Annotated in this window: 24 protein-coding genes; 16 read left to right on the top strand and 8 right to left on the bottom strand. The window is 74.7% G+C overall.

Going from position 1 to position 25,992, the window contains the following annotated elements:
* Positions 1–258: 258 nt before the first annotated feature.
* The 4 genes from FVA95_RS16625 (at position 259) to FVA95_RS16640 (ending at position 5,133) form a co-directional block, all read left to right on the top strand.
* Entirely contained in the window at positions 259–2,136 is a 1,878-nt protein-coding gene (locus FVA95_RS16625; RefSeq protein WP_149665035.1) for a helix-turn-helix domain-containing protein, read from the top strand.
* Positions 2,137–2,298: 162 nt separating this feature from the next.
* Positions 2,299–3,345 (top strand): alcohol dehydrogenase catalytic domain-containing protein, encoded by a 1,047-nt coding sequence (locus FVA95_RS16630; protein WP_149665036.1) that lies wholly within the window; start codon positions 2,299–2,301, stop codon positions 3,343–3,345.
* A gap of 120 nt (positions 3,346–3,465) precedes the next feature.
* Positions 3,466–4,119 (top strand): HEAT repeat domain-containing protein, encoded by a 654-nt coding sequence (locus FVA95_RS16635; protein WP_149665070.1) that lies wholly within the window; start codon positions 3,466–3,468, stop codon positions 4,117–4,119.
* A 141-nt stretch (positions 4,120–4,260) separates the two neighbouring features.
* Positions 4,261–5,133, top strand: coding sequence for a HEAT repeat domain-containing protein (locus FVA95_RS16640; RefSeq protein ID WP_368667331.1), 873 nt, complete (start codon positions 4,261–4,263; stop codon positions 5,131–5,133).
* Between the two features lie 6 nt (positions 5,134–5,139).
* Here FVA95_RS16640 and FVA95_RS16645 read toward each other — a convergent pair whose 3' ends face one another.
* Positions 5,140–6,384: an FAD-dependent monooxygenase gene (locus FVA95_RS16645; RefSeq protein ID WP_149665037.1), complete on the bottom strand. Its 1,245-nt coding sequence runs from the start codon at positions 6,382–6,384 to the stop codon at positions 5,140–5,142.
* A 91-nt stretch (positions 6,385–6,475) separates the two neighbouring features.
* On the opposite strand from FVA95_RS16645, the gene FVA95_RS16650 reads away from it, so the two are divergent.
* The 3 genes from FVA95_RS16650 (at position 6,476) to FVA95_RS16660 (ending at position 9,173) form a co-directional block, all read left to right on the top strand.
* On the top strand, positions 6,476–7,081 hold the full coding sequence (locus FVA95_RS16650) for a TetR/AcrR family transcriptional regulator (protein WP_161992331.1): 606 nt from the start codon (positions 6,476–6,478) through the stop codon (positions 7,079–7,081).
* An 85-nt stretch (positions 7,082–7,166) separates the two neighbouring features.
* Positions 7,167–8,042, top strand: coding sequence for a CHASE3 domain-containing protein (locus tag FVA95_RS16655; RefSeq protein WP_161992332.1), 876 nt, complete (start codon positions 7,167–7,169; stop codon positions 8,040–8,042).
* A 42-nt stretch (positions 8,043–8,084) separates the two neighbouring features.
* On the top strand, positions 8,085–9,173 hold the full coding sequence (locus FVA95_RS16660; protein ID WP_205015880.1) for an alpha/beta hydrolase fold domain-containing protein: 1,089 nt from the start codon (positions 8,085–8,087) through the stop codon (positions 9,171–9,173).
* A 10-nt stretch (positions 9,174–9,183) separates the two neighbouring features.
* On the opposite strand, the gene FVA95_RS16665 is transcribed toward FVA95_RS16660, so the two are convergent.
* The 3 genes from FVA95_RS16665 to FVA95_RS16675 form a co-directional block, all read right to left on the bottom strand.
* Positions 9,184–9,453: a hypothetical protein gene (locus tag FVA95_RS16665; protein WP_149665040.1), complete on the bottom strand. Its 270-nt coding sequence runs from the start codon at positions 9,451–9,453 to the stop codon at positions 9,184–9,186.
* 90 nt (positions 9,454–9,543) lie between these two features.
* Entirely contained in the window at positions 9,544–10,800 is a 1,257-nt protein-coding gene (locus tag FVA95_RS16670) for a sorbosone dehydrogenase family protein (RefSeq protein WP_149665041.1), read from the bottom strand.
* Positions 10,781–12,064, bottom strand: a complete 1,284-nt coding sequence (locus FVA95_RS16675) for a cytochrome P450 (protein ID WP_149665042.1) — start codon at positions 12,062–12,064, stop codon at positions 10,781–10,783. The genes FVA95_RS16670 and FVA95_RS16675 overlap by 20 nt, the downstream gene beginning before the upstream one ends.
* 120 nt (positions 12,065–12,184) lie before the next feature.
* On the opposite strand from FVA95_RS16675, the gene FVA95_RS16680 reads away from it, so the two are divergent.
* From FVA95_RS16680 to FVA95_RS16695, 4 genes are all read left to right on the top strand, one after another.
* Positions 12,185–12,700, top strand: coding sequence for a hypothetical protein (locus tag FVA95_RS16680; RefSeq protein ID WP_149665043.1), 516 nt, complete (start codon positions 12,185–12,187; stop codon positions 12,698–12,700).
* Positions 12,701–12,802: 102 nt separating this feature from the next.
* Positions 12,803–13,642 carry a DUF4097 family beta strand repeat-containing protein gene (locus tag FVA95_RS16685; protein WP_149665044.1) on the top strand — a complete coding sequence of 280 codons (840 nt, stop codon included), beginning with the start codon at positions 12,803–12,805 and terminating at the stop codon, positions 13,640–13,642.
* A gap of 39 nt (positions 13,643–13,681) precedes the next feature.
* Positions 13,682–14,629 carry an ABC transporter ATP-binding protein gene (locus FVA95_RS16690; protein WP_149665045.1) on the top strand — a complete coding sequence of 316 codons (948 nt, stop codon included), beginning with the start codon at positions 13,682–13,684 and terminating at the stop codon, positions 14,627–14,629.
* On the top strand, positions 14,626–15,444 hold the full coding sequence (locus FVA95_RS16695) for an ABC transporter permease (RefSeq protein WP_149665046.1): 819 nt from the start codon (positions 14,626–14,628) through the stop codon (positions 15,442–15,444). Before FVA95_RS16690 ends, FVA95_RS16695 begins: the two co-directional genes overlap by 4 nt.
* Here the strand turns inward: FVA95_RS16695 and FVA95_RS16700 are convergent.
* A complete protein-coding gene (locus FVA95_RS16700) occupies positions 15,409–16,713 on the bottom strand; it encodes a cytochrome P450 (protein WP_149665047.1) in 1,305 nt (434 codons plus the stop codon). The two genes, FVA95_RS16695 and FVA95_RS16700, sit on opposite strands and share 36 nt — an antisense overlap.
* Before the next feature lie 134 nt (positions 16,714–16,847).
* Between FVA95_RS16700 and FVA95_RS16705 the strand changes: the two genes are divergently transcribed.
* Positions 16,848–17,816 carry a DUF808 domain-containing protein gene (locus tag FVA95_RS16705; protein WP_149665048.1) on the top strand — a complete coding sequence of 323 codons (969 nt, stop codon included), beginning with the start codon at positions 16,848–16,850 and terminating at the stop codon, positions 17,814–17,816.
* Positions 17,817–17,860: 44 nt separating this feature from the next.
* Complete coding sequence (locus FVA95_RS16710; protein ID WP_149665049.1) at positions 17,861–18,565, top strand: TIGR02206 family membrane protein; 705 nt, start codon at positions 17,861–17,863, stop codon at positions 18,563–18,565.
* Here the strand turns inward: FVA95_RS16710 and FVA95_RS16715 are convergent.
* Positions 18,522–19,460, bottom strand: coding sequence for a LysR family transcriptional regulator (locus FVA95_RS16715; protein WP_205015881.1), 939 nt, complete (start codon positions 19,458–19,460; stop codon positions 18,522–18,524). The genes FVA95_RS16710 and FVA95_RS16715 overlap by 44 nt on opposite strands.
* A 106-nt stretch (positions 19,461–19,566) precedes the next feature.
* Between FVA95_RS16715 and FVA95_RS33710 the strand changes: the two genes are divergently transcribed.
* Complete coding sequence (locus FVA95_RS33710; protein WP_149665051.1) at positions 19,567–20,802, top strand: isocitrate/isopropylmalate family dehydrogenase; 1,236 nt, start codon at positions 19,567–19,569, stop codon at positions 20,800–20,802.
* Positions 20,803–20,815: 13 nt separating this feature from the next.
* Here FVA95_RS33710 and FVA95_RS16725 read toward each other — a convergent pair whose 3' ends face one another.
* Positions 20,816–22,537: a sigma-54-dependent Fis family transcriptional regulator gene (locus FVA95_RS16725; RefSeq protein ID WP_149665052.1), complete on the bottom strand. Its 1,722-nt coding sequence runs from the start codon at positions 22,535–22,537 to the stop codon at positions 20,816–20,818.
* A 139-nt stretch (positions 22,538–22,676) separates the two neighbouring features.
* Between FVA95_RS16725 and FVA95_RS16730 the strand changes: the two genes are divergently transcribed.
* Complete coding sequence (locus FVA95_RS16730) at positions 22,677–24,149, top strand: NAD(P)/FAD-dependent oxidoreductase (protein WP_149665053.1); 1,473 nt, start codon at positions 22,677–22,679, stop codon at positions 24,147–24,149.
* Between the two features lie 49 nt (positions 24,150–24,198).
* Positions 24,199–25,008 (top strand): alpha/beta fold hydrolase, encoded by an 810-nt coding sequence (locus FVA95_RS16735; protein ID WP_149665054.1) that lies wholly within the window; start codon positions 24,199–24,201, stop codon positions 25,006–25,008.
* A 38-nt stretch (positions 25,009–25,046) separates the two neighbouring features.
* Here FVA95_RS16735 and FVA95_RS16740 read toward each other — a convergent pair whose 3' ends face one another.
* Positions 25,047–25,982 (bottom strand): helix-turn-helix domain-containing protein, encoded by a 936-nt coding sequence (locus FVA95_RS16740; RefSeq protein WP_149665055.1) that lies wholly within the window; start codon positions 25,980–25,982, stop codon positions 25,047–25,049.
* Positions 25,983–25,992 lie beyond the last annotated feature (10 nt).

The following is a 25,992-nucleotide window of genomic DNA, read 5'->3' on the forward strand; positions in this document are numbered from 1 at the left end:
GTGATCACGGCGATGTCCCAGGACCCGCCGCCCCGCCGGCTGGTCCTGGGCAACAGCGGATACGACGCCGTGGTCGAGACTCTGGAGAAGGATCTGGCCGAGATCCGGAGGAACGAAGACCTGTCGCGCAGCGCCGATTTCCCTGCGTAGCCGGGCTGCCCCACGAGGTCGTACTGCCAGGGCCGGTGAGCGTGGCCGACGGACGCCGGCTGCCGGCGGTCCTCGCGGAGCGTGGCGCCGGCTGGCTACGCTCGGCCCGTGGATACCGGCGCCGGGGTGGAGGCCGCCGCCCGGCGGGCGCGGCACACCCGGCATGTCGGTACCGCGGGCGCCCACGTCCGCCCGGTCGTCGCGGAGTCCTGGCAGCGGGCGCTCGACCTGGGCGTCGACCTGGCCCGGTCCGCGACCTACGTCGGGCACGAGCCGGGGCCCGCCGCGGTCGCCGAGGCCGACGAGGTCTTCGACCGCTTCCTCGCCGGCGCCGAGGACCTGGGCTGCTCGGTGCTGCTCGTCGACGGCGACGGGGTGGTCCGCGTCCGCCGCGACGCCTGCCCGGACCTCGCCACGCTGCTCGATGCCGTCCTGGTCGCACCGGGCTTCCGGATCGCCGAGCAGGACGTGGCGACGACGGCGTCCGCGCTGGTGCGGGCCACCGGTCGCGCCGCCCGGGTGGACGGCCCCGAGCACCTGCACCCCGACCTCGCCTGCCTGACCGAGGCCGCCGCACCGGTGCCGTCGGACAGCGACGCGAACCCGCAGACGGTGGTGGTCGTGGCGCACCTGTCGGCGCCGGGCGGCGGCTCGGCACTGCGCGCGGCCGTCGCCGCGGAGCTGGCCCGCCAGATCGGCGAGCACGTCCGGGACCGCGCGCACCGGGCCGGGCGGATGCTGCACGCCCGCTTCGACGACGTCTGCGAACGCTCCGGGGCGGAGTGGGTCGTCGCGACCGACGGCCGGGCGACCCTGTGCAGTCCCGGGTTCCGGGCCCTGCCCCGCGAGGACCGGGACCACCTCCTCGACCGGGCGCTCGCCGACGCCGCCCTCGCCGAGCCGCCGCCCGCCGGGTCCACCGCCGACCTGCCGTCGGGCCGCCGCGACGACGTCGCCACCTCCGTCGTCCGGGACGGCGGCGCCGTCGTGGGCCACATCAGCGCCGGGCGGCGCAGCGTGGGCGTACCGGCCGGGTCCCGGACGACGGACGCGATGCGTCGCCAGGGCTCGCACGTCGCGCCGACCGCCCGCCGGGACTTCGCGGCCGACTTCAGGGACGCGCACGCCGACGGCGCCGCCGCCGAGGTGCGGCGACGCGCGAACCGGGAGCTCCTCAGCCCCTACCTGCGTGCCCGCCGCGACGTCGCGACCGCCGTCGCCGCCCGGACCAGACACCTGCTCCTCGTCGGCGAGCCGGGCGTCGGGAAGCAGACCCTGGCCGTCGAGCAGTTCCGCCGCAGCCACCCGGCCGGGACGGTGCAGGTGCTCGACTGCGCGCGGATCGCGGAGTCCGGTGGCCCCCTCCTGCCGACGGTCCGCGGCACCGACGGGGACCGGCCACGGCTGCTCGTCCTGCGCCGGCTCGCCATGCTCGGGTCGGTCGCCGCGCGGCGCCTCGACGAGTCACTGCGGCTCCTGGTGTCCACGCCCGCGGCACCGACCGTCGTCGGCTGCATCGACACGCCCTCGGTCGACGCCACTCGGCCGTACGGGCTGCTGCTGCGGCACTTCCACGACACGGTCCGGGTGCCCGCGCTGCGCTACCGGGCCGACGAGCTCGGGGAGCTCGCGCGGTCGGTGCTGCACTCACTGTCCGGCGGCCGGTCGCTGAGCCTGAGCATGCAGGTGGTGCGGGTCCTGGAGGGCTACGCCTGGCCAGGGAACCTGCGCGAGCTGGAGGACGTCCTGCGCTACGTCATCGCCCGCAAGCCGGTCGGCGTCGTGCAGGCACCGGACCTGCCGTCGTCGTGCTTCACCGGCGGCGCACCGCGGATGTCGATGCTGGAGGCGGCGCAGTGCGACGTGATCATCCAGGCCCTCTACGAGGCGCGCGGCAACCGCTACCAGGCCGCCGAGCTGCTGGGGATCGCCCGGTCCTCGCTCTACCGCAAGATCGACGCGTTCGGGATCAGCTACATCGGCTAGCTACATCGGCTGAGGTGTCCCGGGGCCGGGACACACGGCCGTCGCCGAGGCTCGTGTCGCCCGCGGAGTCGTCCCAGAACGGGACAGTCACATGCGCACTCCCGCATTAGCGTCGGGTCCGCCGACGCCCTCGGCACCCCCTGCGACCAACGGAGTGAGCAGATGAAGGCACTCGTCTACCACGGACCGGACGCCAAGTCCTGGGAGGAGGTCCCGGACCCGACGATCCAGGACCCCACCGACGTGATCGTCAAGGTCGACACCACCACGATCTGCGGCACCGACCTGCACATCCTGCAGGGCGACGTCCCGGCCGTCACCGACGGCCGCATCCTCGGCCACGAGGCCGTCGGCACGATCACCGCCGTCGGTGACGCCGTGTCCGGCTTCGCCGTCGGCGACCGCGTCCTCGTCCCGGCGATCACCAAGTGCGGCCGCTGCGACTACTGCCAGCGCGGCATGCCGTCGCACTGCCAGACGGTCGGCGGGATCGGCTGGATCTTCGGCCACCTCATCGACGGCACCCAGGCCGAGTACGTACGGGTCCCCTACGCCGACACCTCGCTCTACGCGGTGCCGGAGTCGGTCACCGACGAGCAGGCGATCTTCCTCGCCGACTCGCTGCCGACCGGCTACGAGGTCGGTGTGCTCGCCGGGAACGTGCGGCCGGGCGACACGGTCGCCGTCGTCGGCGCGGGTGCGGTCGGGCTCTCGGCGATCCTCACGACCGGTCTGTGGGGCGCGTCGAAGGTCATCGCGATCGACTCCAACAAGTTCCGGTTGGAGAAGGCCATCGAGTTCGGCGCCACCGACAGCGTCGAGGTGGGACCGGGCACCGTCGCGGACGTGACCGCGCTGACCGACGGACTCGGCGTGGACGTCGCGATCGAGGCCGTCGGCTACCCGGAGACGCTGCTGACCGCGGCGTCGCTGGTGCGCCCGGGCGGCACGATCGCCAACGTGGGTGTCCACGGCACCCCGGTGGAGCTGCCGATGCAGGACATGTGGATCTCCAACGTCACGCTGACCATGGGCCTGGTCGACACCGTGTCCATCCCGACGCTGCTCAAGATGGTCGCGGGCGAGCGGATCCCGGCGGAGAAGATGGGCACCCACTCGTTCACCTTCGACCAGATGGACGAGGCCTACGACGTGTTCAAGAACGCCGCGGCCAACCAGGCGCTCAAGGTGGTCATCACCCCGGCCTGACGTCGCTACCGGGGCCCCGCCCGCGCCGGGGCCCCGAGCGGTGGTCGTCGTCGCCACCCCTTGCGCCCACGGAACGACGGGCTTGACCCTGACACCGTGACAGGCAGTGGGGTGGTGGTCATGACACCACCGGAGATCACCGCATCCCTGTCCGCCGCCGACCCGTCGGTCCGGCTGCGGGCAGCGCTCGCCGCCGGGTCGGCCCCCGACTCGGCCCTGCTCGACACTCTGGTGCGCCGCTGCGGGGAGGAGCCGGACTTCTTCGTCCGGGACATGCTGTCCTGGGCGCTGACCCGGCTCCCGGCCGCGGACGTGCTGCCGCGGCTCGATGCCCAGCTCGGCTCGTCGTCGGCGCAGGCCAGGGCCCAGGCACTGCACACCCTGTCCAAGATCGCCGACCCGGCGACCGCGGACCGGGTCACGCCCGCCCTGCTGCGCGACCCCGACGACGAGGTGGCCCGCACCGCGTGGCGCACCGCCGTCGTGCTCGTTCCCGAGGCCGGTCGCGCCGGGCTCGCCGAGGAGCTCGGCCGGCAGCTGGGCCGCGGCGACCGAGCGGTGCGGCTGAGCCTGTCCCGGGCGCTGGCCGACCTCGGCGCGGCGGCCGACACCGTCCTCGACCGGGCTGCGGCAGGGCCCGACCCGGACGTCGCGACGCACGCCCGGGCGACGATGGTGCTGCGCGAGGACCCGACCACCGGGTTCGACGACGCCGTGGCACAGGCGCGCCGGGTGGTCGCGCTCGGCCCGGGGCGCGAGGCGACCGCGTGCTGATCGGTGAGGTCGCGCGCCGCAGCGGGGTGAGCGTGCGGATGCTGCGCCACTACGACGCCGTGGGTCTGCTCCGGCCGACCGGGCGGACCGTCGGCGGCTACCGCGAGTACTCCCCCCGACGACGTCCGCAGGCTCTTCCACGTGGAGGGCCTGCGGACACTCGGGCTGTCCCTGGCCCAGGTCGCCGACGCCCTCCGCGACCCGGGGTTCGACCCGTCCGGGCTGGTCGCGGACCTGGTCCGGGCCACCGAAGAACGCCTGGAACGGGAACGGGAGCTGCTCACGCGGCTGCGCACCGTCGACGCCGCCGGGGCGGGCACCTGGACCGAGGTCGTCGACGTCGTCGGGCTGCTGCGGGCACTCGGGTCGCCGATCGCGGGGCGTCGACAGCAGGCCGCGCTGGCCACGGCCGACGGCCCGGCGCTGCCCGCGGAGCTGCTGGCCCGCTCGTTCCTCGCCGAGTCCGACCCGCACGTCGCGGGGGCGCTGCGGTGGGCGCTGCGCTCGGCGCTGGAGCGGGCGGGCGACCCGGACGCCGCAGCCGCGGCCGCGCTCGCGGCCGGTCTGGGCTCGGACGACCCGGCCGTCCGGCGACGCGCGGTCGACGCGCTCGCCGACGCCGCACCGGTCCCGTCGGCGACCGCGGCGCTGCTCGACGCCCTGGCCGACCCGGACCCCCGGGTCCGCCGCCGCGCGGCGACGGCCGCAGGACGGGCCGGGGCCGTCGCCGCCGTCCCGGAGCTGGTCGCGATGGTGCGCACGGGCGACGACGACGTCGAGGCCGCGGAGGTCCTCGCACAGCTGGCACACACGGACCCGGCGAGCGCAGGGCGGATCCTCGGCGCGCTCAACGACGACCTGGACGGGACCGACCCCGCGGCCCGCATCCGGGTCGCGCAGGCCCTGGTCGAGCTGCCCGGACCGGGCCCGCGGGACGCGCTGCGCCGCCTCGCCGCCGACCCCGACCGGGCCGTCGCACTCGTCGCGGGGGCGTTCGCGGACCGCCGGGTCTGAGACCCCTCACCCGGCCTGGCGGGACCGGTCGGGGCGGGACGGCTCGGGACCGGCGCCGTCGTCGTGGCCGCGACCACCGGCGAGGAACCGCACGACGCGCAGGAAGGCGGGCGCCTGCACGACGCGCATCACCATGGCATTGGCCCGGATGCCCCGCCGGGTCTTCGGCGCCACCATGCGGACCCGTCCGGGAAGGAGCTTCTGCGCGGCAGCCGCGCGGGGACGCATCACCTGCTCGAAGCTCGAGAAGGCCGCCCGGATCCGCTCCGCGGTCGGCTCCGCCGACACCCCGTGCCGTCGCAGCGCCTCCGCGAGCTCCGCGGCTCCCCGCAACCCCAGCGCGGTACCGAGTCCGCTCAGCGGGCTCGCGCACCAGGCGGCGTCGCCCACGAGCACGACCCGCCCGTCGGACCACCCTCGGTCGATGTGGATCTGGTCGTAGGTGTCGAGTGCGAGGTCAGGGGCGGTGCGTGCGGCGGCGAGGAACTCCGCGGCACGCCACCCGGCGCCGTGGAAGGCGTCGTCGAGCACGGCGAGGCGCGCGTCGTGCGCACGGGGGACGGTCGAGGCGGCGAACGTCATCCCGATCTCCTGCTGTCCCGGGTGCCCGGGGCGCGCGGTCAGTCCGCGACGCCCCGGCTCGTTGTACGACAGCGCCCACCCGTCCAGCAACGGTGTCCCGGGACCCTCCTGCAGGGTGAACCAGGCGTGGGCCAGGCCCAGCGGCTTCCGGTATGCGGACTCCGGGCCGAACCGCAGGGAGCGGGTGCGGGAGTGCGACCCGTCCGCCCCGACGACGACGTCGAACACCTCCACCGGCCCCGAGCGGAACCGGACCTCCACGCCCTCCGTCGTGTCGGTCAGCTGCTCGACGGTGTCGGCGAACCGGTACTCGACACCCGCGGCACCCGCCGCCCCGTGGAGCACCCGGGCGAGATCGGACCGGAGCAGCTCCTCGGACGAGATCAGCCCCCGGCCGCCGAAGGCCTCGACCGGCATCTCGGCCATCCGGCTGCCGTCGGCCCTGATCCACGCGATCCCCCGCTGCGGCACGAGGTGCGCCAGCACCTCGTCGATCAGCCCCAGATCGACCAGGACCTGACGGGAGTCACCGCGCAGGTCGACCGTCTGACCGCCGGTACGGATCTCCGGCGCGACTTCGACCACGGTGACCCGCCATCCGTCCCTGGCCAGGGCGACCGCCAGTGCTTCGCCGGCGATCCCGGCCCCGACGACGAGTGCGTGTGCCATCAGCGTGCTCCTCACTCATGCAACTCGAATTGCGTTAACCGTAGGCCGACGGCGTCGACAAACGCAACTATCAATGCGTTAAGATGTGCGGGTGCCCGAGACCGCAGGATCGATACGCCCGGGCGGACGCACCGCGCGGACCCGGGAGGCCGTGCTCGCCGCCGTCCGGGAGACGCTCGGCGAACCGGACGCGGAACTCACCATCCCCGCGGTCGCCCAGCGCGCCGGGGTGCACCCCACCACCGTCTATCGACGGTGGCGGACCATCGAGTCGCTGCTGCTGGAGGTCGTGGTCGGCGACGTGCGGACCTCGTCGCCGGTGCCGGCCAGCGGCGACCTGCGTGCCGACCTCACCGAGTACGTCGGCCGGCTCCTGACGAGCCTGAGCGGCCCGCACGCGCTCGGGATGCTCCGGGCGCTGCTCGCCGCCACCCGCGCGTCGACGGACCCGCACGACGTCATGGCGATCGTGCAGCCGCGGGTCGACGACTTCCGGGCGATGCTGGAGGCGGCCGGTGTCACGGGTGTGAGCGGGATGCAGCTCGTCGAGCTCGTGATCGCCCCCGCGTACCTGTGGGCCCAGCTCGGCGCGCCCCTCGACCCCGAGCACGACACCGCGCGGCTGGTCGACGCCGTCCTGGCGGTCGTCCGCGCCACCCCGGCCCCCGATGCCGCCGACCGCACCCCCGAGCCGTAGCCCGGCTGCCCCGTCCCGGGACGACCGGTCCGGCCACGATCGCTCGGACGGGCAGGCCAGGGTGGCACCTCCGTACACTCCGTCGGTGGCCAGGAGCCTTCGCGACACCCTGAGCGCTCCGGCGCGACCCGTCCTGCGGTACTGGGACGGCCTGCCCATGCGGGTGCAGAGCCGCATCACCATCGGGCTGCCGCTGCTGGCCGTGCTGGTCTCGGCCGGGCTGGCCCTGACCGGGAACCTGCAGCGCGTCGACATCGAGACCGACATCCAGCGCAAGTTCGAGATGACCGGCACGCTCGGTGACCTCACCACGCTCATGGTCGACGCCGAGACCGGCGTCCGCGGCTACCAGCTCACCGGGCGCACCGAGTACCTGGAGCCCTTCACCGACGCGTCGGCGGAGCTCCCGACGGTCCTGGGGCATCTGGAGTCGCTGGCCGCGGCGGAGCCCGGCGAGAAGCCGCGCACGGACAAGCTGGCCCGGATCGCCGAGCTGCAGGACCTGACGTCGAAGCAGATGACCGACCTGGCCCGCCAGCGCGACGTCGTCGCCGCGGGCGGGAACACCGGCGGCGAGATCCGCGGGGACCTGGCCTACGGCAAGAACCTCATGGACGGCATCCGCAGCCGCGTCGACCAGATGCGGACCGGCGAGCGGCAGCTGCTCGACGACCGCATCGCCGAGATCAACCAGATCCGCGTCCGCGACTACCTGTCGGTCGGCATCGCGCTCGCGGTCGCCGTGCTGACCCGGTTCCTGGCCTGGTTCCTGCACCGCAACGGCATCCTGCGCCGGGTGGACCGGCTCGCCGACACCGTGCGGGTCCTGCGCGAGGGCGGCCCCGTGCCCGAGCCGCCGCCGGTGAAGCGGGACCGGATGGGCGACCTCGAACGCGAGGTCCACCTGCTCGAACCTGCGGTCCCGGCGCGCCGCGACGACTCGGTTGACGGACGGGTGTGACTCAGGACACGATCGACGTCACCCACCGCCCGAGGAGCCCACGTGAGCACCGACGCCGTCGTCCCCACCCGCGCACCCGGCCGGCTCGGGAACCCGTCGATGACGATCGGCGACGACCCGCGGGCCGACCCGCGGATGGTCGCGGTGCTGGAGGGCTTCGGACTGACCGGGCATGCCGACGACGCCCCGCTGGACCGCACCGCGGGCCGCCCGGCGCTGCTCGGCTTCGTCGACGCCGCCGAGGAGGGCTTCGAGGGATTCTTCGCCGCGCTGTCCACGGGCTGGGCGCCGATGTCGGGCATCGACCGCACGACCCGGACCGTGCCCGGGGCCGACGGCCACGAGATCACCCTGTACGTCCACCGCCCGACCGGCGTGGACGGGCCGCTGCCGGTGATCTACCAGGTGCACGGCGGCGGGATGGTCATGCTGGCCGCCGAGGGTCCGCTGTACGTGCGGTGGCGCGACGAGCTGGCCGCGGAGGGCGCCGTCGTCGTGGGGGTCGAGTACCGCAACGGCGGCGGGCGGCTCGGGTCGCACCCGTTCCCGGCGGGTCTCGACGACTGCGTCACCGGCCTGCACTGGGTGCACGAGCACCTCACGGAGCTGGGCGGGACGCACGTCGTCGTCACCGGGGACTCCGGCGGCGCGAACCTCGCGCTCGGGCTGGCGGTCCGGGCCCGCCGCGACGGCTGGGCCGGGCGGATCGCCGGGGTGTACGCCCAGTGCCCGTACGTACTGGGGTCCTGGGACCGGGCGCCCGCGGACCTGGCGTCGCTGTGGGAGAACGACCGCTACTGGCTCAACCGGGAGCTGTTCCCGCTGCTCGCCGAGGTCTACGACCCGGGTTCCACGCACGCCGAGGACCCGACCTGCTGGGCCGCGGCCGCCCGGCCCGAGGACCTGCACGGGCTCCCGTCGCACGTGATCGCCTGCGCGGAGCTGGACCCGCTGCGCGACGAGGGTCTTGCCCACCACCGGCGACTGCTCGCCGCCGGGGTCCCCTCGGTCGGGCTGGTGTACCCCGGGCTCTGCCACGTCGGCATGATCCTGTTCCGCGACGCCATGCCCGACGTCTACGCCCACGCCGTGCGCGACGTCGTCGGCTTCGCCCGGTCTGTGCGCGGCTGACCCGGCCGGTTCAGGGCACCGCGGGCGGGGCCGCGTCGTCGCCGGTGTGCGGGCCGACCCGGCGACGGCACCCCAGCACCACCAGGTGCGCGTCGAGCACACGGGCGAGCAGGACCCGGTCGGCAGGGGCGGTCACGGCCGGGTCGACCAGCATGGCAGCGACGTCGTGCTCGGTGCCGGTGCCGCCGAGTCCGGCGTAGCGGACCCAGACGTCGTAGGCGGACAGCCCGGACAGGGCGGCCGCCACCGGGAGCGACACCGTGACGGGTTCCTCGAACACGACCATCCGCGCCGCGTACCCGGTCCCGGACGGTTCAGACCTCCGTCCTGGTCGCGTCGTCACCCCGGTCCGGGTCGGCCCCGGCGCAGGTCAGCTCGGGTCGACCCGCAGGACCCGGTCGTCGTCGCCGTTGGACGTCGTGACCAGCAGGGCCCCGTCCGGCGCGGAGTAGACCCCGCGCAGCCGGCCGAACTCCCCGTCGAGCTCCGCCGGGATCTCGACGTCGGAGACCGCGCCGTCGGTGCCCTCCGGGCCGACGCGCATCAGCAGCAGTTTCTGTCCGCGCAACGCGGCCACGGCGAGCATCCCGTTCCGCGGGCCCCACGCGTCGCCGTCGAGGAACGCGGCGCCGGCCGGCGCCTCGGGCGGGCTGCCGGAGGCCCACGCGGCGGGGACGGCGTCGGGGAAGCGGTCCCGGTCGGTCATCGGGACCGACTCGTCGTAGGTGGTCACCGTGCCGCCCTGCGAGGGGTCCCAGCCGTAGTTGGCGCCCGGGCGCAGCAGGTTGACCTCGTCGTCGCGGGTGGGGCCGTGCTCGGCGGTGAAGATCCGCCCGGTGCCCGGCTCGACCGCGACGCCCTGCACGTTGCGGTGTCCGGAGGTGTGGACGAGGCGCTGGGCCGGGTCGGCGACGTCGGCGAAGGGATTGCCGGCCGCGGGCCCACCGGTGGCCGGGTCGACCCGCAGCGTCTTGCCGCCGAGCGAGGTGAGGTCCTGCGGGGTGGCGGGCATCGCCGCGTCTCCGGTCCCGACGACGAGCGCCCCGGTGTCGTCGACGGCGATCCGGCAGCCCGAGTGGCGTCCGCCCGAGGCGATCGGCAGCCCGCCGACCAGTGGGTCCGCGACCCGGGTCGCGGTGGCGCCGTCCGGGGAGAGCGTCCAGGTGACCAGCCGGACGTCGACCGGGTTCCCGTTCTCGGCGTGGGTCTGGCAGGTGGTGAACCGGTTCGACGTCGCGAAGTCGGCGTGCACGGCCAGCCCCATCAGCCCGCCCTCGCCGCGGGCGAACACGTCGCCGAGGTCGGCGGCGACCGGGGTGACCGCGGTGCCCGGGTCGAGCGAGGCGAGCAGCGAGAGGCGCCCGGACCGCTCGGTGACCAGCGCGCGCCCGTCGGGCAGCGCACCGACGCTCCAGACGTGGGAGAACCCGCCCGCCACGGGGGTGACCCGCAGACCGCCGTCCCCGGTCCGGGCCGGGGACGGCGAGGGCGGTGCGGGCGGTGCGGGGGCCGGTGCCGCGGGCGACGCGGCGCCGCAGCCCGCCACGCCCATCAGGACGACCGCCGCCACCGCCGTCCCGGCGCGGCGGACACGGGAGGCGATGCGATCACGGGTCACACCGGACATCCTGGCCCACACCGCCCATTCCGGCAGGGTGGTCGTGGGCGGGGAGCGCGTCCACCCGCACCTCGACCGCGTCCGCCCGCACGAACCCCAGGTCCGTGGGACCCTCGACGACCTCGGCGAGGCGCAGGGCGGGGAACCGGGCGACCAGTGCCCGCAGCCCGATCTCGAGCTCGGTGCGGGCGAGGGCCGCGCCCGGGCAGTAGTGCGCGCCCTGCCCGAAGCCGAGGTGCCCCTCGCCGCGGCCCGGGTCGCGGGTCACGTCGAACTCCTCGGACCGGTCGTGGCGGCGCGGGTCGAAGTTGGCCGTCACCAACCCGGCGACGACCGTGCTGCCCGCCGGGACCGTCGTGTCGCCGACCACGAGATCGGCGGCGGCGAAGCGCGGGGCGGCCGTGGGGACCGCGCCGCAGGTCCGCACGATCTCGTGCACCGCGGTCGGCCAGCGCTCCGGCTCGTCCCGCAGCACGGCGAGCTGCTCCGGCCGGGTGAGCAGGACCAGCGCGGCCCGGGACAGGACGTGCGCGGTCGTCTCGAACCCGGCCAGCACCAGGTCGAACAGCAGCACCGCGAGCTCGTCGGAGTCGAGCCGGTCGCCGTCGTCGTGCACCGCGACCAGGGCGCTGACCAGGTCGTCGGCCGGGTCCGCGCGCCGGGCCGCGATCAGCTCGTGCACCTGGTCGTGCACGGCGTGGGCCGCCGCGGGCATCCGCGCGGGGTCGGGGGCGACGAGCAGCCGGGCCAGGGCCCGCCAGACCTCCCGGCTCTCCTCCGGTACGCCGACCAGCTCGCAGATCACCGCGATCGGGAGCGGGTGGCACAGGGCGGCGACGAGGTCGACCGGGGTGCCGTCGGCGCCGGCGGCGGCGATGTCGTCGAGCAGGCCGTCGGTGAGCGCCTCGATCCGCGGACGCAGCTCGCGGACCCGGCGCACGGTGAACGCGCGCGAGACCAGCCGACGCAGCCGGGCGTGGTCCTCGCCGTCACGGACGAGCAGCCCCCGCCCGAGGTGGGCGAGCTCGTCGGGGAACCCGAGCGTCGCGAACACCCCCGCGATGCCCCGACCGGCGCCGGGTACCGCGGCGGGATCGCTGCGCAGGCGCGGGTCGAGCAGCACGGCGTGGACGTCGTCGTGCCGGGTGACCAGCACCGCGGGCCCCATCGGGGTGTCGTCGAACGGCACCACGGGTCCCTGCTCCCGCAGCCGCCCCAGTCGCGCGACGGGGCAGCCCTCCCCGGTCGTGCGGCGTTCGGTGCTCCGGTCCACGTCGTTCTCCCCTCGTGACGGGTGGCTCGCCGGACCCAGCGGAAACCCTGCCGTCGCGGCACGGTCAAGAGCTGGCGCCACACTGTTGACGATGGCGCCATTATGCGCCATAGTTGCGCCATGGAGTTGGACGGATATGTCGACCGCCTGCGCACCGAGTTCTCCGCCCTGGGCGAGGCAGCAGGCGAGGAGACCCGGGCGGTCGCGGAGCGACTGCTCGCCCCCCTGCACTCGACGACCCGTCTGATCCTGCTGGAGGCGCTGGCCGAGGCGGCCGACGAGATCACCCTCGAGCTCGCTCCGGGGTCGGTGCACGTGCGGCTGCGCGGCAGCGATCCCGAGTTCGTCGTCACCGGTGCACCTGCCGCGCCGTCGGCACCCCCGGTGGCGACGGAGGCGCCACCCGTGGCGCCATCGGCGCCGGCGGGCACCGACGGCGAGTCCGGGCCGGTCGCCCGGATCAACTTCCGGCCGCCGGAGGCGCTCAAGACCCGGATCGAGGAGGCCGCCGGCCGGGACGGCCTCAGTGTGAACACCTGGCTGACCCGCGTGGCCGCCGCCGCGCTGGACCGCCCGGCCGCGACGCCCGACCGTCCCGATGCGACCCGCCGTGGCCGCGTCGGCTGGTTCGGCTGAGCCGCGACCGATTCCCTTCTCCCACACCTCACCCACACCTCACCCACACCTCACCCACACCTGACCCACGGCGTCACCGCGACGCCGAGGAGGCGATGCCCCATGCCCGGCTACGACACCCCCGAGCCCGTCACCGCGATCGTCGACCTCGCGATCGGCGACCTGCGCGTGATCGCCTCGGACCGCGCCGACACCGTCGTCGAGATCCACAGCTCCGCGGCCGACCGCGCCCACGCGGACCAGGTCCGGGTCAAGCTGGCCGGCCGCGAGCTGCGCGTCACCGGCCCGCGGCTCGGGCTGCTGCAGAGGTTCACCCCGGGCACCCCCGGCCGCACGGTCGAGGTCGAGATCGCGCTGCCGGCAGGCTCCGCCCTGACCGCGAGCACCGGCTACGGCTCGGTCGTCGCCGAAGGCGCCCTCGGCGACTGCACCGCGACGACCCGCTACGGCGACGTCCGCATCGACGACGCGGCCTCCGCCGACCTCGGCACCGCCTACGGCCACGTCCGGATCGGTGGCACCGTCACCGGTGACGCGACGGTCCGCTCCGACCACGGCGGCATGCAGATCCACCGCGTCGGCGGCAGCGCGACGCTGAGCAGCAAGCACGGCATCGTCCGCGCCGACGAGCTGGCCGGCGACGTCGAGGTGACCAGCACCCACGGCCCGATCGACGTCGGCGAGCTCGGCGCGGGCGCCCGCGTCCGGACCGCCTACGGCGACGTCCGCCTCAGGCGGGTGCATCGCGGCGAGCTGTCGCTGACCAGCACGCACGGCCGCCTGGAGGTCGGTGTCGCCGAGGGCAGCGCCGCCTGGCTCGACCTCGACACCACCGGCCGGATCGGCAACGCACTGGACCCGCGCGAGGCCCCGGACGGCGGCGACACCGTCACCGTCCACGCCCGCTCCCGCGAGGGCGACATCGTCGTCCGCCGCGCCTGACACCCACCGTCCGCGATCCCGTCCACGAGAGGAACCACCGTGCCCACACCCCCGCCCGCGATCGCCGTCGCCGCCCTGCACAAGTCCTACGGCGACCACGCCGTGCTCCGCAGCATCGACCTCGACGTCCCCGCCGGGACCGTGCTCGCCCTGCTCGGCCCGAACGGCGCAGGCAAGACGACGCTGGTCCGCATCCTGTCCACCCTGCTGCGGCCGGACTCCGGACGGATCCGGATCGCCGGGAGGGACCCGGCGTCCGATCCCGACGGCGTCCGGGCCGCGATCGGGGTGACCGGCCAGTTCTCCGCCGTCGACGGCCTGCTCACCGGCGCGGAGAACCTGCGGCTGATGGTCGACCTGCACCACCTGCCCCGCGCCACCGGCCGCGCCCGCACCCGGGAGCTGCTGGAGCGCTTCGACCTCGCCGACGCCGCCGACCGGCGGGCGGGCACCTACTCCGGCGGGATGCGGCGCCGACTCGACCTGGCCATGACCCTGGTCGCGGACCCGGACGTGCTGTTCCTCGACGAGCCGACCACCGGGCTGGACCCGCGCAGCCGCCGCGACCTGTGGGCCGCGGTGCGCGAGCTCGTCGGCCGCGGCGTCACCGTGCTGCTCACCACCCAGTACCTGGAGGAGGCCGACCAGCTCGCGGACTCCGTCGCCGTCCTCGACGGCGGGCGCCTGGTCGCCCGCGGCACGCCCGCGCAGCTCAAGGCCCGGGTGCCCGGCGGGCACGTGCTGCTGCACCTCGCCGACGAGGACGCGCTGGCCGCCGCGCACGCCGCGCTGCCCGACGCCGTCGCCGACCCGGCGGTGCTGACGCTGCAGCTGCCCGCCACCGGTCCGCGCGACCTGCGGGCGCTGCTCGACCGGCTCGACCACGCCGGCGTCGACCCCGAGGGGCTGACCACCCACACCCCCGACCTCGACGACGTCTTCCTCGCCCTCACCGGGCACCCGGGCACCGCGGAGGTGGCGGCATGAGCACCGCGACCCTCGGCCCGGCCGACCGCCCCCGGCTGTTCGCCGACTCGACGACGATGCTGCGCCGGCGGATCCGGCACCTGCGCCGCTACCCGTCGCTGACGATCATGCTGATCGCCCAGCCGCTGGTGTTCCTGCTGCTGTTCGTCTACGTCCTGGGTGGCACGATGGGCGCCGGGCTGGGCGGGGACCGCGACGACTACCTGGCCTACGTCACCCCGGCGGTGCTGCTGCTGACCGTCGCGAGCGTCGCGATGGGCACCGCCATCGGGGTGGCCACCGACATGACCGAGGGCGTCGTCGCCCGCTTCCGGACGATGGCGATCGCCCGCTCCAGCGTGCTCACCGGGCACGTCGCCGGGGCGTTCGTGCAGACCGCGCTGGGTCTGGTCGTCGTGCTCGGCGTGGCGTCGGCGCTGGGGTTCCGCAGCGACGCCGGGCCGCTGGCCTGGCTCGGCGTCGCCGGGATGCTCGCGCTGCTCACCGTCGCGCTGACCTGGCTGACCGTCGCTCTCGGGCTGGCCGCGGACAGCGTGGAGACGGCGAGCAACACTCCGATGTTCCTGATGCTGCTGCCGTTCCTGGGCAGCGGGTTCGTGCCGGTGGAGTCGATGCCGACCGGGCTCCGGTGGTTCGCGGCGTACCAGCCGTTCACCCCGGTCATCGACACCCTGCGCGGGCTGCTCGGCGCCGGCCCGGGCAGCGGCGCCGGGCTCGGCACCGACGCCGCACTCGCCGTCGGCTGGTGCCTGGTGATCACCGTCGGGAGCGTGCTGTGGTCACGCCGGCTCTACGAGACCCGCGCCGCGCGCTGAGGGGCTGCGCTCCGCCGGCGGGCGGTCCACGTGGACGGGCAGAGCGGGCAGCCGCTCGAAACCCAGCCGCGACGGGCCGTCCGCCGGCTCGGCGAGCCGCAGGCCCGGGAAGCGCGTGACCAGCGCCGACAGCACGACCTCGACCTCCTGGCGGGCCAGCGCGGCACCCAGGCAGTAGTGCACGCCGTGCCCGAACCCGAGATGCCCCTCACCGCGGGCGGGTCGGCGGCGGACGTCGAGCTCGTCGGGTCGGTCGACGACACGTGGGTCGAAGTTGGCGGAGAGCAGCCCGGGCAGCACCGCCGTCCCGGCCGGGACCGCGGTACCGGCGATCTCGGTGTCCTCGGCCGCGTACCGGGGCGCGCCGGCCGGGACCGGGCCGCAGGTGCGGACCAGCTCGTGCACCGCCGTCGGCCACAGCTGCGGGTCGGCGCGCAGGGCGTCGAGCCGGCCCGGCCGGCTGAGCAGCGCGAGCGTGCCCTTGGCCAGGACGTGTGCGGTCGTCTCGAACCCGGCGACGGTGAGGTTCACCGTCATGTCGAGCAGCTCCTGCTCCGAGAGCCGGTCGCCGTCGTCGTCGTGCACGGTCACGAGCGCGGACAGCAGGTCGTCGGCGGGCGCACGGCGACGGGCCTCGATCAGCGCGCTGACGTGGGCGACCATCCCCCGCGCGACGTCCGGCATCCGCTCCGGGTCCGGGTGGATCAGCAGCCGGGCGAACTCCCGCCAGCGGTCGCGGTCGTCCTCGGGCACCCCGACGAGCTCGCAGATCACGGTGATCGGCACCGGGTAGGCCAGCGTCTCCACCAGGTCGACCGGGCTGCCGTCGGCCCCGGCGGCGGCGATCTCGTCGAGCAGACCGGACACGATCGCCTCGACCCGCGGACGCAGCCCGGCGACCCGGCGCACGGTGAACGCCCGCGAGACGAGCCGGCGCAGCCGCGCGTGGTCCTCGCCGTCCCGGGACAGCATCGGGCGACGCAGCAGCTCCAGGTCCTCGGGCAGCCCGATGATCCCGGTCTGGGCGTTGCGCAGGAAGTTCTCGGCCTGCGGTACCGCGGCCGCGTCGAGCCGGAAGCGGTCGTCGGTCAGCAGCGCCCGGACCTCGGCGTCCCGGGTCACGAGCAGCCCCTGCTGGGTGGGTCGGCCGGGCACCTCCAGCGGGATCTCGACGACCGCGGCCACCTCGCGCAGCCCGGAGAAGGCGGCGACCGGGTCGGCCGGGTCGACGGCCGGGGCGGTGGTGGGGGCGATGGCGTCCTCGTCCATGCACCCGAGTGGACACCGTGCCGTCGCGGCACGGTCAAGCCCGACATCGGTGCGGGTTCGGTCCCGTTCGTCCGCTCCGGGCCGTAGGCTCCGCGCGTGCGCACGGATTCGGCCCTGCAACGGACGGTGACCCGATGAGCGGACTCTTCGCCCTGCTCGACGACATCGCGGCCCTGGCCCGCCTCACGACGGCATCGCTGGACGACATCGCGGGCGCGGCCGGGCGGGCCGGGGCCAAGGCCGCCGGCGTGGTCGTCGACGACGCCGCCGTCACCCCCCGCTACGTCCAGGGCCTCAAGCCCGAGCGCGAGCTGTCGATCATCTGGCGGATCGCCAAGGGCTCACTGCGCAACAAGATCGTCTTCATCCTGCCGGTCGCGCTGATCCTCTCCCAGTTCGCGCCGTGGCTGCTGACCCCGATCCTGATGGTCGGCGGCTGCTACCTGGCCTACGAGGGCGCGGAGAAGCTCTGGGAGTACTTCTCCGGGCACTCCGAGCACCCCGAGGAGCGCGACGAGAAGGTCGCCGCGGACCCGGCGGAGAACGAACGCCGGGTCGTCTCCGGCGCCGTGCGCACCGACTTCATCCTCTCGGCCGAGATCATGGTCATCGCGCTGAACGAGGTGGCGTCCGAGGGCATCGTGCCCCGGGCGATCATCCTGGCCGTGGTCGCCGTCGCGATCACCGCGCTCGTCTACGGCGCCGTCGCGCTCATCGTGAAGATGGACGACGTGGGCCTGGCACTGGCCGAACGCGGGTCCGGCCCCGTCGCGTCGTTCGGGCGCGGGCTGGTGAAGGCCATGCCGATCGTGCTGACGACGCTCTCGGTCGTCGGCGTCGCGGCGATGCTGTGGGTCGGCGGGCACATCCTGCTGGTCGGGATGGACGAGCTGGGCTTCTCCCCGATCTACGATCTGGTGCACCACCTGGAGGTGGCCGTCGCCGACGCGACCGGCGCGCTCGGCGGGTTCCTGGGCTGGCTCACCAACACCATCGGCTCGGCGATCCTCGGGGTCGTGGTCGGCGCGGTGATCGTCGCCGTGGCGCACCTGATCCCGAAGCGGAGGACGAAGGACGACGCCGCCGGGACCGCCGACGCCTGATCCCCGGTCCGCCACGATCGGGCGGGGTCGGTCATCATCGGGCGATGGGAGACACCGGCGTCTTCGTGCCCTACGGCGCGACCCACTGGGCCGCGCTGACCGTCGGCGTCCTCGGCGGCGTCGCGCTGGTGGTGCTCGGACGCCGACTGCGTGGCACCCCGGCCGAGCTGCGCGTCTCCCGGGCGTTCGCCGTGGTGGTCGTCGTGCTGCTGGTCCCGCTGCAGCTGCGGCTGCTGACCCCGCAGACCTTCGACGTCCACATCTCGCTGCCGCTGCAGCTGTCGGACCTGTCCTGGGTCACCGCCGCCGTCGCCCTGTGGACGCGTCGTTGGTGGGCGTGCGCCCCGCTGTACTACTGGGGTCTCACGCTGACCCCGCAGGCGCTGCTCACCCCGGCCACCGACTCCCCCGACTTCCCGCACGCGGCGTTCCTGCACTTCTGGGCGCTGCACCTGCTGGTGACCTGGGCGGCGGTGTACCTGACCTGGGGTGCCGGGGTGCGGCCGAGCTGGCGCGGGATGGGCGTGACGCTGGCGGCGACGATCGCCTGGGCGGCGGTGGTGCTGCCGTTCAACCTGGCCGCGGGAACCAACTACGGCTTCCTCGCCCACAAGCCGACCAACGCCTCCGCGCTGGACCTGCTGGGGCCGTGGCCTGTCTACCTGGTGGTCGAGTTCGTGCTGGTCGCGGTGGGGTGGGCGGTGATCACGTGGCCCTGGACGCGGCGGCGGGAGCGGGAACCGGCCTGATCGGCAGCCGCCACGCCAGCCCGTCGACGAGGTGGTCGAGCACCGCGCGGACCCGGCGGGGTGGGTCCGCCCCGTGCACCGCCAGCAGGTCCGCCGACGGCGTCGGGATGTCCGCCAGCACCTGCACCAACTCACCGGATGCGAGCAGCGGCGCGACCTGCCACAGCGAGCGCATCACCAGCCCACGCCCGGCCCGGCACCACGCCGTCGCGACCTCGCCGTCGTTGCAGGTCATCGCGCCCGTCACGCGGACCCCGACGGCGTCGGTGTCGGTCCCGAAGCGCCAGTGGGCGTAGGCGGTGTCGTTCTCCCGGATCACGATGCAGTCGTGTCCGGCCAGGTCGGCAGGGGTGCGCGGGGCGCCACGACGGCCCAGGTACGACGGCGCCGCGCACACCACGCGCCGGTTGCGGTGCAGCACCCGGGCGTGCAGCCGCGAGTCGGGCAACGGTCCGACGCGCACCGCGAAGTCGTAGCCGGAGCCGCCGATCGCGACCGGCAGGTGCGACAGCTCCAGATCGATGCGCAGGTCCGGGTTGGCCGCCTCGAACGCGCCGAGCAGTGGCGCGACGTGCGCCCGGCCGAACCCCATCGACGAGTGCACCGCGATCCGTCCGTGCAACCCCGAGCGACGACGGCCGATCTCGTCCTCCAGGTCGTCGATCCGGCCCAGCACGTCGCGGGCGCCCTCGGCGTAGCGGCGGCCCTCGTCGGTCAGGGTGAGACGGCGGGTGGACCGGTTGACCAGGCGGACGCCCAGACGTCGTTCCAGGCGGGCGAGCCGCTTGCTGACCGCCGACACCGACACACCCCACTGGCGCGCCACCTCGGTCAGCGTGCCCGCGGCAGCGACCCCGGCGAAGAAGCTCAGGTCGTCGAACTCGGGCAGCTCCACACCCACTCCTTTCCCCTGAGGAAAGTCTGTCGGGTGGACACGACGATTCTTCGCGTCCGGTTCGCCGATCAGGATAGAAGCAACCGAGTCGAGGAGGACATGACACATGACCGCGCACCGCATCGCCGTCATCCCCGGGGACGGGATCGGCAAGGAGGTGGTCCCGGAGGGCGTCCGCGTGCTGACCGCGGCCGCGGAGCGCTTCGGGATCGAGCTGGAGCTGACCGAGTTCGGCTTCGCGAGCGCCGACCACTGGCTCGAGCACGGCACGATGCTGCCCGAGGACTGGTTCGAGCAGCTGTCCGGTTTCGACGCGCTGTTCTTCGGTGCCGTCGGGTGGCCCGAGGTGGTGCCCGACCACGTGTCGCTGTGGGGCAGCCTGCTGCAGTTCCGGCGCCGCTTCGACCAGTACGTCAACCTGCGCCCGGCCCGGCTGCTGCCGGGCGTCGCCGCGCCGCTGGCCGGCCGCTCACCCGGCGACATCGACATGCTGATCGTCCGGGAGAACACCGAGGGCGAGTACTCCTCGGTGGGCGGGCGGATGTTCGAGGGCACCGACCGGGAGGTGGTGATCCAGGAGACCGTGATGACCCGTACCGGGGTCGACCGGATCCTGCGCTACGCCTTCGAGCTCGCGCGCCGCCACCCGAACCGGCACCTCACCTCGGCGACCAAGTCCAACGGCATCGCGATCACCATGCCCTACTGGGACATGGCCGCCGACCAGCTCGCCGTCATGCGGGCGCTCGGGTTCGACCGGTTCGACGTCGCCGGGCACGACCGCGGCGGACGGGTCGCGCACCGGCTGGCCCTGGACGCGCCGGACGCCGTGTCAGCGCTGGCGGTGCTCGACATCGTCCCGACCCGGCACGCGTTCGACACCGCCGACGCCGCCTTCGGGCTCGGCTACTGGCACTGGTTCTTCCTGACCGCCCCGGCCGGGATCCCGGAGCGCCTCATCGCGGGCGACCCGGAGTTCTGGGTCACCGCGCGGATGCGCTCGCGCCACCACGGCGGCACCCCGTTCGACGAGCGCGCCGTCGCCGAGTACGTCCGCTGCTTCGCCGACCCGGCCGCGATCGCCGCGTCGTGCGCCGACTACCGGGCCGCGGCCGGGGTCGACCGCGTCGACGACGAGGCCGACGCGCGCCGCCGGGTCACTGCACCGCTGCTGGCTCTGTGGGGCGCGCACTCCTTCGTCGGCCGGTCCTACGACGTGCCCGCGGTGTGGGCCGGCTACGCCACGGACGTGCGCGGGGCGGCCCTGGACGCCGACCACTACCTGCCCGAGGAGCGGCCGGAGGAGGTGGCGCGCGAGCTGGCGGCGTTCCTGACCCGGTGACGGGTGCGGGGGTTCAGTCCGTGATCCGGTACTGCGCGATCTTCCGGTAGAGCGTCGACCGGGCCACGCCCAGCACCGCGGCCGCAGCGGCCCGGTTCCCGTCGGTGTCCCGCAGCGCGGCGACGATCGCGTCCCGCTCGGCCCGGTCCACCGCCCGCAGCGTCGCGGACGGCGCGCTCTGGCAGGACTCGGGCAGGTCGGTCGCCTCGACCACGCCGACCGGCCGACGCCCCAGGGCCGCGGTCAGCGCGTCGCGCAGCTCGGTCACGTTCCCCGGCCACGGGTGCCTGCTCACCGTCCGCAGCGCCCCGGCGGACAGCCGCACGTCGCGGCCGGGCGCGAGCTCGGCGAGCAGCGCGGCGACCAGACCGGGGAGGTCACCGGGGCGGCCGCGCAGCGGCGGGACCGGCACCGACACCCGGAACCGGGCCAGCACGGCGTCCCGGACGGGGTCGGGGACGACGGCGTCCGCGCGGGTGCCGGCGATCGGCAGGTCCCCGCGCGCGACGGCGGACGGCACACCGGCGTCGCGCCGGTCGAGGTCGCGCAGCAGCACCAGCGCCCGCGCCCCGGCCCGCCCGACGCGGTCGTCGAGGTCGGCGCCGTCGTCGTCCGGCCCGACCTCGACGACCGGGCCGGGCCAGGAGTCGGTGACCAGGCGCGCCCGCCCGGCGCCGGGCTCGCCGGTGACCAGCAGCGGTGCCCCCGCCCCCAGCGCCGCGACGACGGCGGCCCGCGCCGTCCGCCAGGCCGGGCTCAGCCCGTCGGCGGCGGGCCGGGGGGTCACCGGGACCGGTCCGGTGGGGTCGCCGCCGTCGGGCTCGCGCAGCAGCGTCACCACCGCCACCAGGCCGGCGACCGACCCGCCTGCCGGGACGACCGCGCCGCGCAGCCGCGCCCGCGTCCCCGACGGCAGCTCCACCCGGTCGTCGACGCCGGGACCGCGCAGCAGCAGGTACCGGGCGTGGTCGGTGAGCGCGGCGTGGTCGTCCGCGTCGAGCAACGTCTGCATCGCGGTGTTCGCCAGCACCGTGCGGCGTCCGACGGCGAGCACCGCCCGCCGGGTGCGGGACTCGGTGCGCGCGTAGGCGTCGAACAGGGCCTGCTGGGCGGGGTCGCGGTCGTGCAGCAGGGCGTCGGAGATGCGGCCGGCCGCCGAGCGCACCAGCGACAGCAGCAGCGGCGAGGAGTGCTCCGCGCGGCAGGACAGGTCCAGCACCGCCTCGACCCGCCCGGTCGCCGGGTCGCGCACGGGGGCGCCGGCGCAGGCGTAGTCGTGCAGCTGCTCGACGAAGTGCTCGGCGCCGACGATGTGCACCGGCCGGCCGGACTCCAGCACGGTCCCGACCCCGTTGGTGCCGACCGCGCCCTCGGCGTAGCCGAAGCCCGCGGCGAACGCGTTGACGTCGGCGGACCGGGCGATCACCGCGTCGGTGTCGAGGCGCACCAGCAGTCGGGCACGGTCGTCGGTGAGCGCGACGCACACCCCGATCCCGGCGACCTGCTCGGCCAGCTGCTCCATGACCGGGCGCGCGCAGCGGACCAGCCGGGAACCGGTGTCGAGGTCGGGGTGGAAGCGGTTCACGATCGTCGCGGGGTCCACCCCACCCGCGATGCTGCGCCGCCAGGACGCGACGACGTGGCCGGGCACCCCGGGCGGTGCGGCGTCGGGCCGGTCGAGCAGCTCGGCCCGCGCGGACACGAGCTCGCGACGGCGTGCGAGCAGATCCCCCATCGACGCACCTCTCTGTGCTCGTCATCACATGATGCGGCACCGGTCAACACCCCCCGGTGTCCGAAGTTCGGACACCCGGGGACCGGGCCGGCCGCCCTAGCGTCGAGAGACCGCCGTCACACCTGCACCCGGAGGACCCATGGCCGCCACGACCACCGAGCACGTCGACGTCCTGATCGTCGGGGCCGGGGTGTCCGGCATCGGCGCCGCCCACCGGCTCCACGAGGAATTCCCGGACCGGAGCTTCGTGCTGCTGGAGGCCCAGGACGCCCCCGGTGGGACCTGGTGGACCCACCGTTTCCCCGGGGCCCGCTCCGACAGCGACCTGTTCACCTACGGCTACCGGCACAAGCCGTGGACGGGGCCGTCGATCGCCGCGGGCGCGGAGATCCTGGCCTACCTCGACGAGGTCATCGCGGAGGACGACCTGGCCGGGCACATCCGGTACCACCACCGCGTCACCGCGTTGAGCTGGTCGTCGGCGGAGAACCGGTGGACCGCGGAGGTGACGCGCACCGACACCGGCGAGACCCTGTCGATGACCGCGTCGTTCCTGTGGATGTGCCAGGGCTACTACAACCACGACGAGCCCTACACCCCGCAGTGGCCCGGCCTCGAGCAGTACGCGGGGACCGTCGTGCACCCGCAGTCCTGGCCGTCGGACCTCGACGTCACCGGCGCGAAGGTGCTGGTCATCGGGTCCGGTGCCACCGCGGCGACGGTCGTCCCGGCGACGGCGGCTACCGCCGAGCACGTGACGATGCTGCAGCGCTCGCCGTCGTACTGGTTCCCCGCGCCGACCGTGCACGACCTCGCGACGATGCTGGAGCCCCTCGACCTGCCCGCCGAGTGGACCCACGAGATCCTGCGCCGCACCTACGTCCAGCAGCTCGACTGGCTGGCCACCACCGGCCGCGACGACCCGGACGCGCTGCACGAGTTCCTGATCGAGTCGATCCGGCCGCTGCTCCCCGAGGGCACCGACATCGAGAAGCACTTCGTCCCCCGCTACCGCCCCTGGCAGCAGCGCATCGCGTTCGTGCCCGACGGCGACTTCTTCGCCGCGATGCGCGAGGGGAAGGCGTCGGTCGTCACCGACACCATCGCCCGCTTCACCGAGAAGGGCGTCGAGCTGGACTCCGGGGAGGTCATCGAGGCCGACATCGTCGTCACCGCGACCGGGTTCGACCTGGCCGTGTTCGGCGACATCCCCTTCGCCGTCGACGGCGAGCCGGTCGACTTCACCCGCCACGTCACCTGGCGCGGGCTGATGATCGAGGGCATCCCGAACATGGCCTACGCCTTCGGCTACTTCCGGCACAGCTGGACGCTGCGGATCGACCTGGTCAACGACCTGATCGGCCGCATCCTCGCGCGGATGGACGAGCGCGGCCACCAGGTCGTCGTCCCCACCGTCGCACCGCAGGACGCCGACATGCCGCGCCTGCCGTGGGTCTCGGAGGAGAACTTCAACCCCGGCTACATCGGGCGGTCCGCGCACCGGATGTTCGGCCAGGGCGACCGCGAACCGTGGACCCACATGCACGAGCACGACGTCGACCGGGTCGAGCTGCCGAAGGCCGACCTCGACGACGGCCTGCAGTACCGCTGAGCACCGCTGAGCACCCCCACCCCGACCGCACACCCCGAGGAGACCCACCGTGCCCCGCATCACCGTGTCCACCGGCGTCGAGCTGCACTACGAGATCGCAGGCGACGGCGACCCGCTGCTCATGATCATGGGGACGTCCGGCGCGATCCCGCTCTGGGGCGAGCTCGCGCACCGGCTGGCCCAGACCCACCGGGTCATCACCTTCGACAACCGGGGACTGGGCGGCAGCGACCGCGGGTCCGGGCCGATCACGGTCGGGTCGATGGCCGCCGACACCTCCGCGCTGCTCGACGCCCTGGAGATCCCGCGCGCGCACCTGCTCGGCTGGTCGCTGGGCTCGGCCGTCGCGCAGGAGATCGCGCTGGCCCGCCCCGGACAGGTCGCCTCGCAGGTCCTCTACGGCACCTGGGGACGCACCGACGGCTTCCAGCGCGCGGTGCTGAGCGCGCTGCGCCTGCCCTACGTGCACCGCGACATGGAGTCCGCGCTGACCGCGTCGGGGCTCGCGTTCTCCCCGCAGGCACTCGACGACCCGAATGTGGGCGCGCTGCTGGAAGCGCTGCTGCCGGCGTTCCCGCAGGACGAGGCCCAGATGCAGGTGACCGTCGAGCAGTGGGACGCCGACCTCGGCCACGACACCCTCGACCGACTGGACGCGATCACGGCGCCGACGCTGGTCGCGGTGGGCGAGCAGGACCTGCTGACTCCGCCCTGGCAGTCCCGCGCGGTGGCCGAGCGCATCCCGGGCGCCCGCTTCGAGCTGGTGACCGGTCCGGGGTCCAGCCACTGCATGCACCTGGAGCGGCCCGAGGACCTGACGAAGCTGTTCACCGGGTTCCTCGGCGAACAGCGGATGTGAGCGGAGCGGCCGGGCGGGCCTCCCCGCCCGGCCGGCCCTCAGGACTCGCGGTGCGCCTTCGGGGACCGCCCGAACCGGGTCCGGAACGCCCGGCTGAACGCCGCCGGGTCCGGCATGCCCCATCGGGCGCCGATCGCGCCGACCCCGACGTGCGCGAGCTCGGGGCGGCGCAGGTCGGCCCAGGCACCCTGGAGCCGTTCCTCCCGGATCGCCCCGGCCACCGTGGTCCCCTCCTCGGCGAACAGCTTGTGCAGGTAGCTGACCGAGATCGCGCAGGCGGCCGCCACCCCGGCGGGGTCGAGGTCCCGGTCGGCGATGTGCTCGCGGATGAACCCGCGGGCCCGGGTGACGTGCAGGTTCTCCGGAGCGGCCGCCGGCACGGCGCTGCGCACCAGCGCGACGAACACGTCCCCGATGGTGCGGGCGACGGCCTCCTGGGCGGCCTCGGGCACGTCGTCGCCGATCGCGCGGTTCAGCGACGACAGCAGCGGCGGGAGCATCGCGCCGATGCCGCGCCGCCCGTCGAAGGTGATCGCGGTGACGGCGGCGGTCTCGGCGGCCGACAGCGGCAGGGCGCCCTTCGGGTGCAGGCAGACCTGGTACTCGAAGCAGTCCGAGGTGACGAAGGTGAACGGCCGGCTGCTGTCGTAGATCACGAACTCGCCGGGGCCGATCACCGCCTCCCGCCCGTCCTGGACGACCAGGGTGCGCCCACGGCGGGCGAGCGCGATCTGAAGGAAATCCTCGTCTGCGGAACGAACTTGCCGTACAGTTCTGTCGAAGCGGTGCGGAACCGAGGCTATCCGCCGCAGAGGAGTACCCGCGACGGACGCCGCCGTCACTCGTCCGGAGACCAGGCCGCCGGTGGAGGGCCTGACGTCGAGGGGCACGAACTGGTCGCAGACCGTCGAGCGCCAGAAGTCCAACCGGTCGGTCTCGGCCACGGTGGTGGTGTCGAGCGTGACCAAAGCCATACCCGAGCAT

Source organism: Pseudonocardia sp. EV170527-09 (assembly GCF_008369905.1).
In the GTDB taxonomy this organism is placed as follows: Bacteria; Actinomycetota; Actinomycetes; order Mycobacteriales; family Pseudonocardiaceae; genus Pseudonocardia.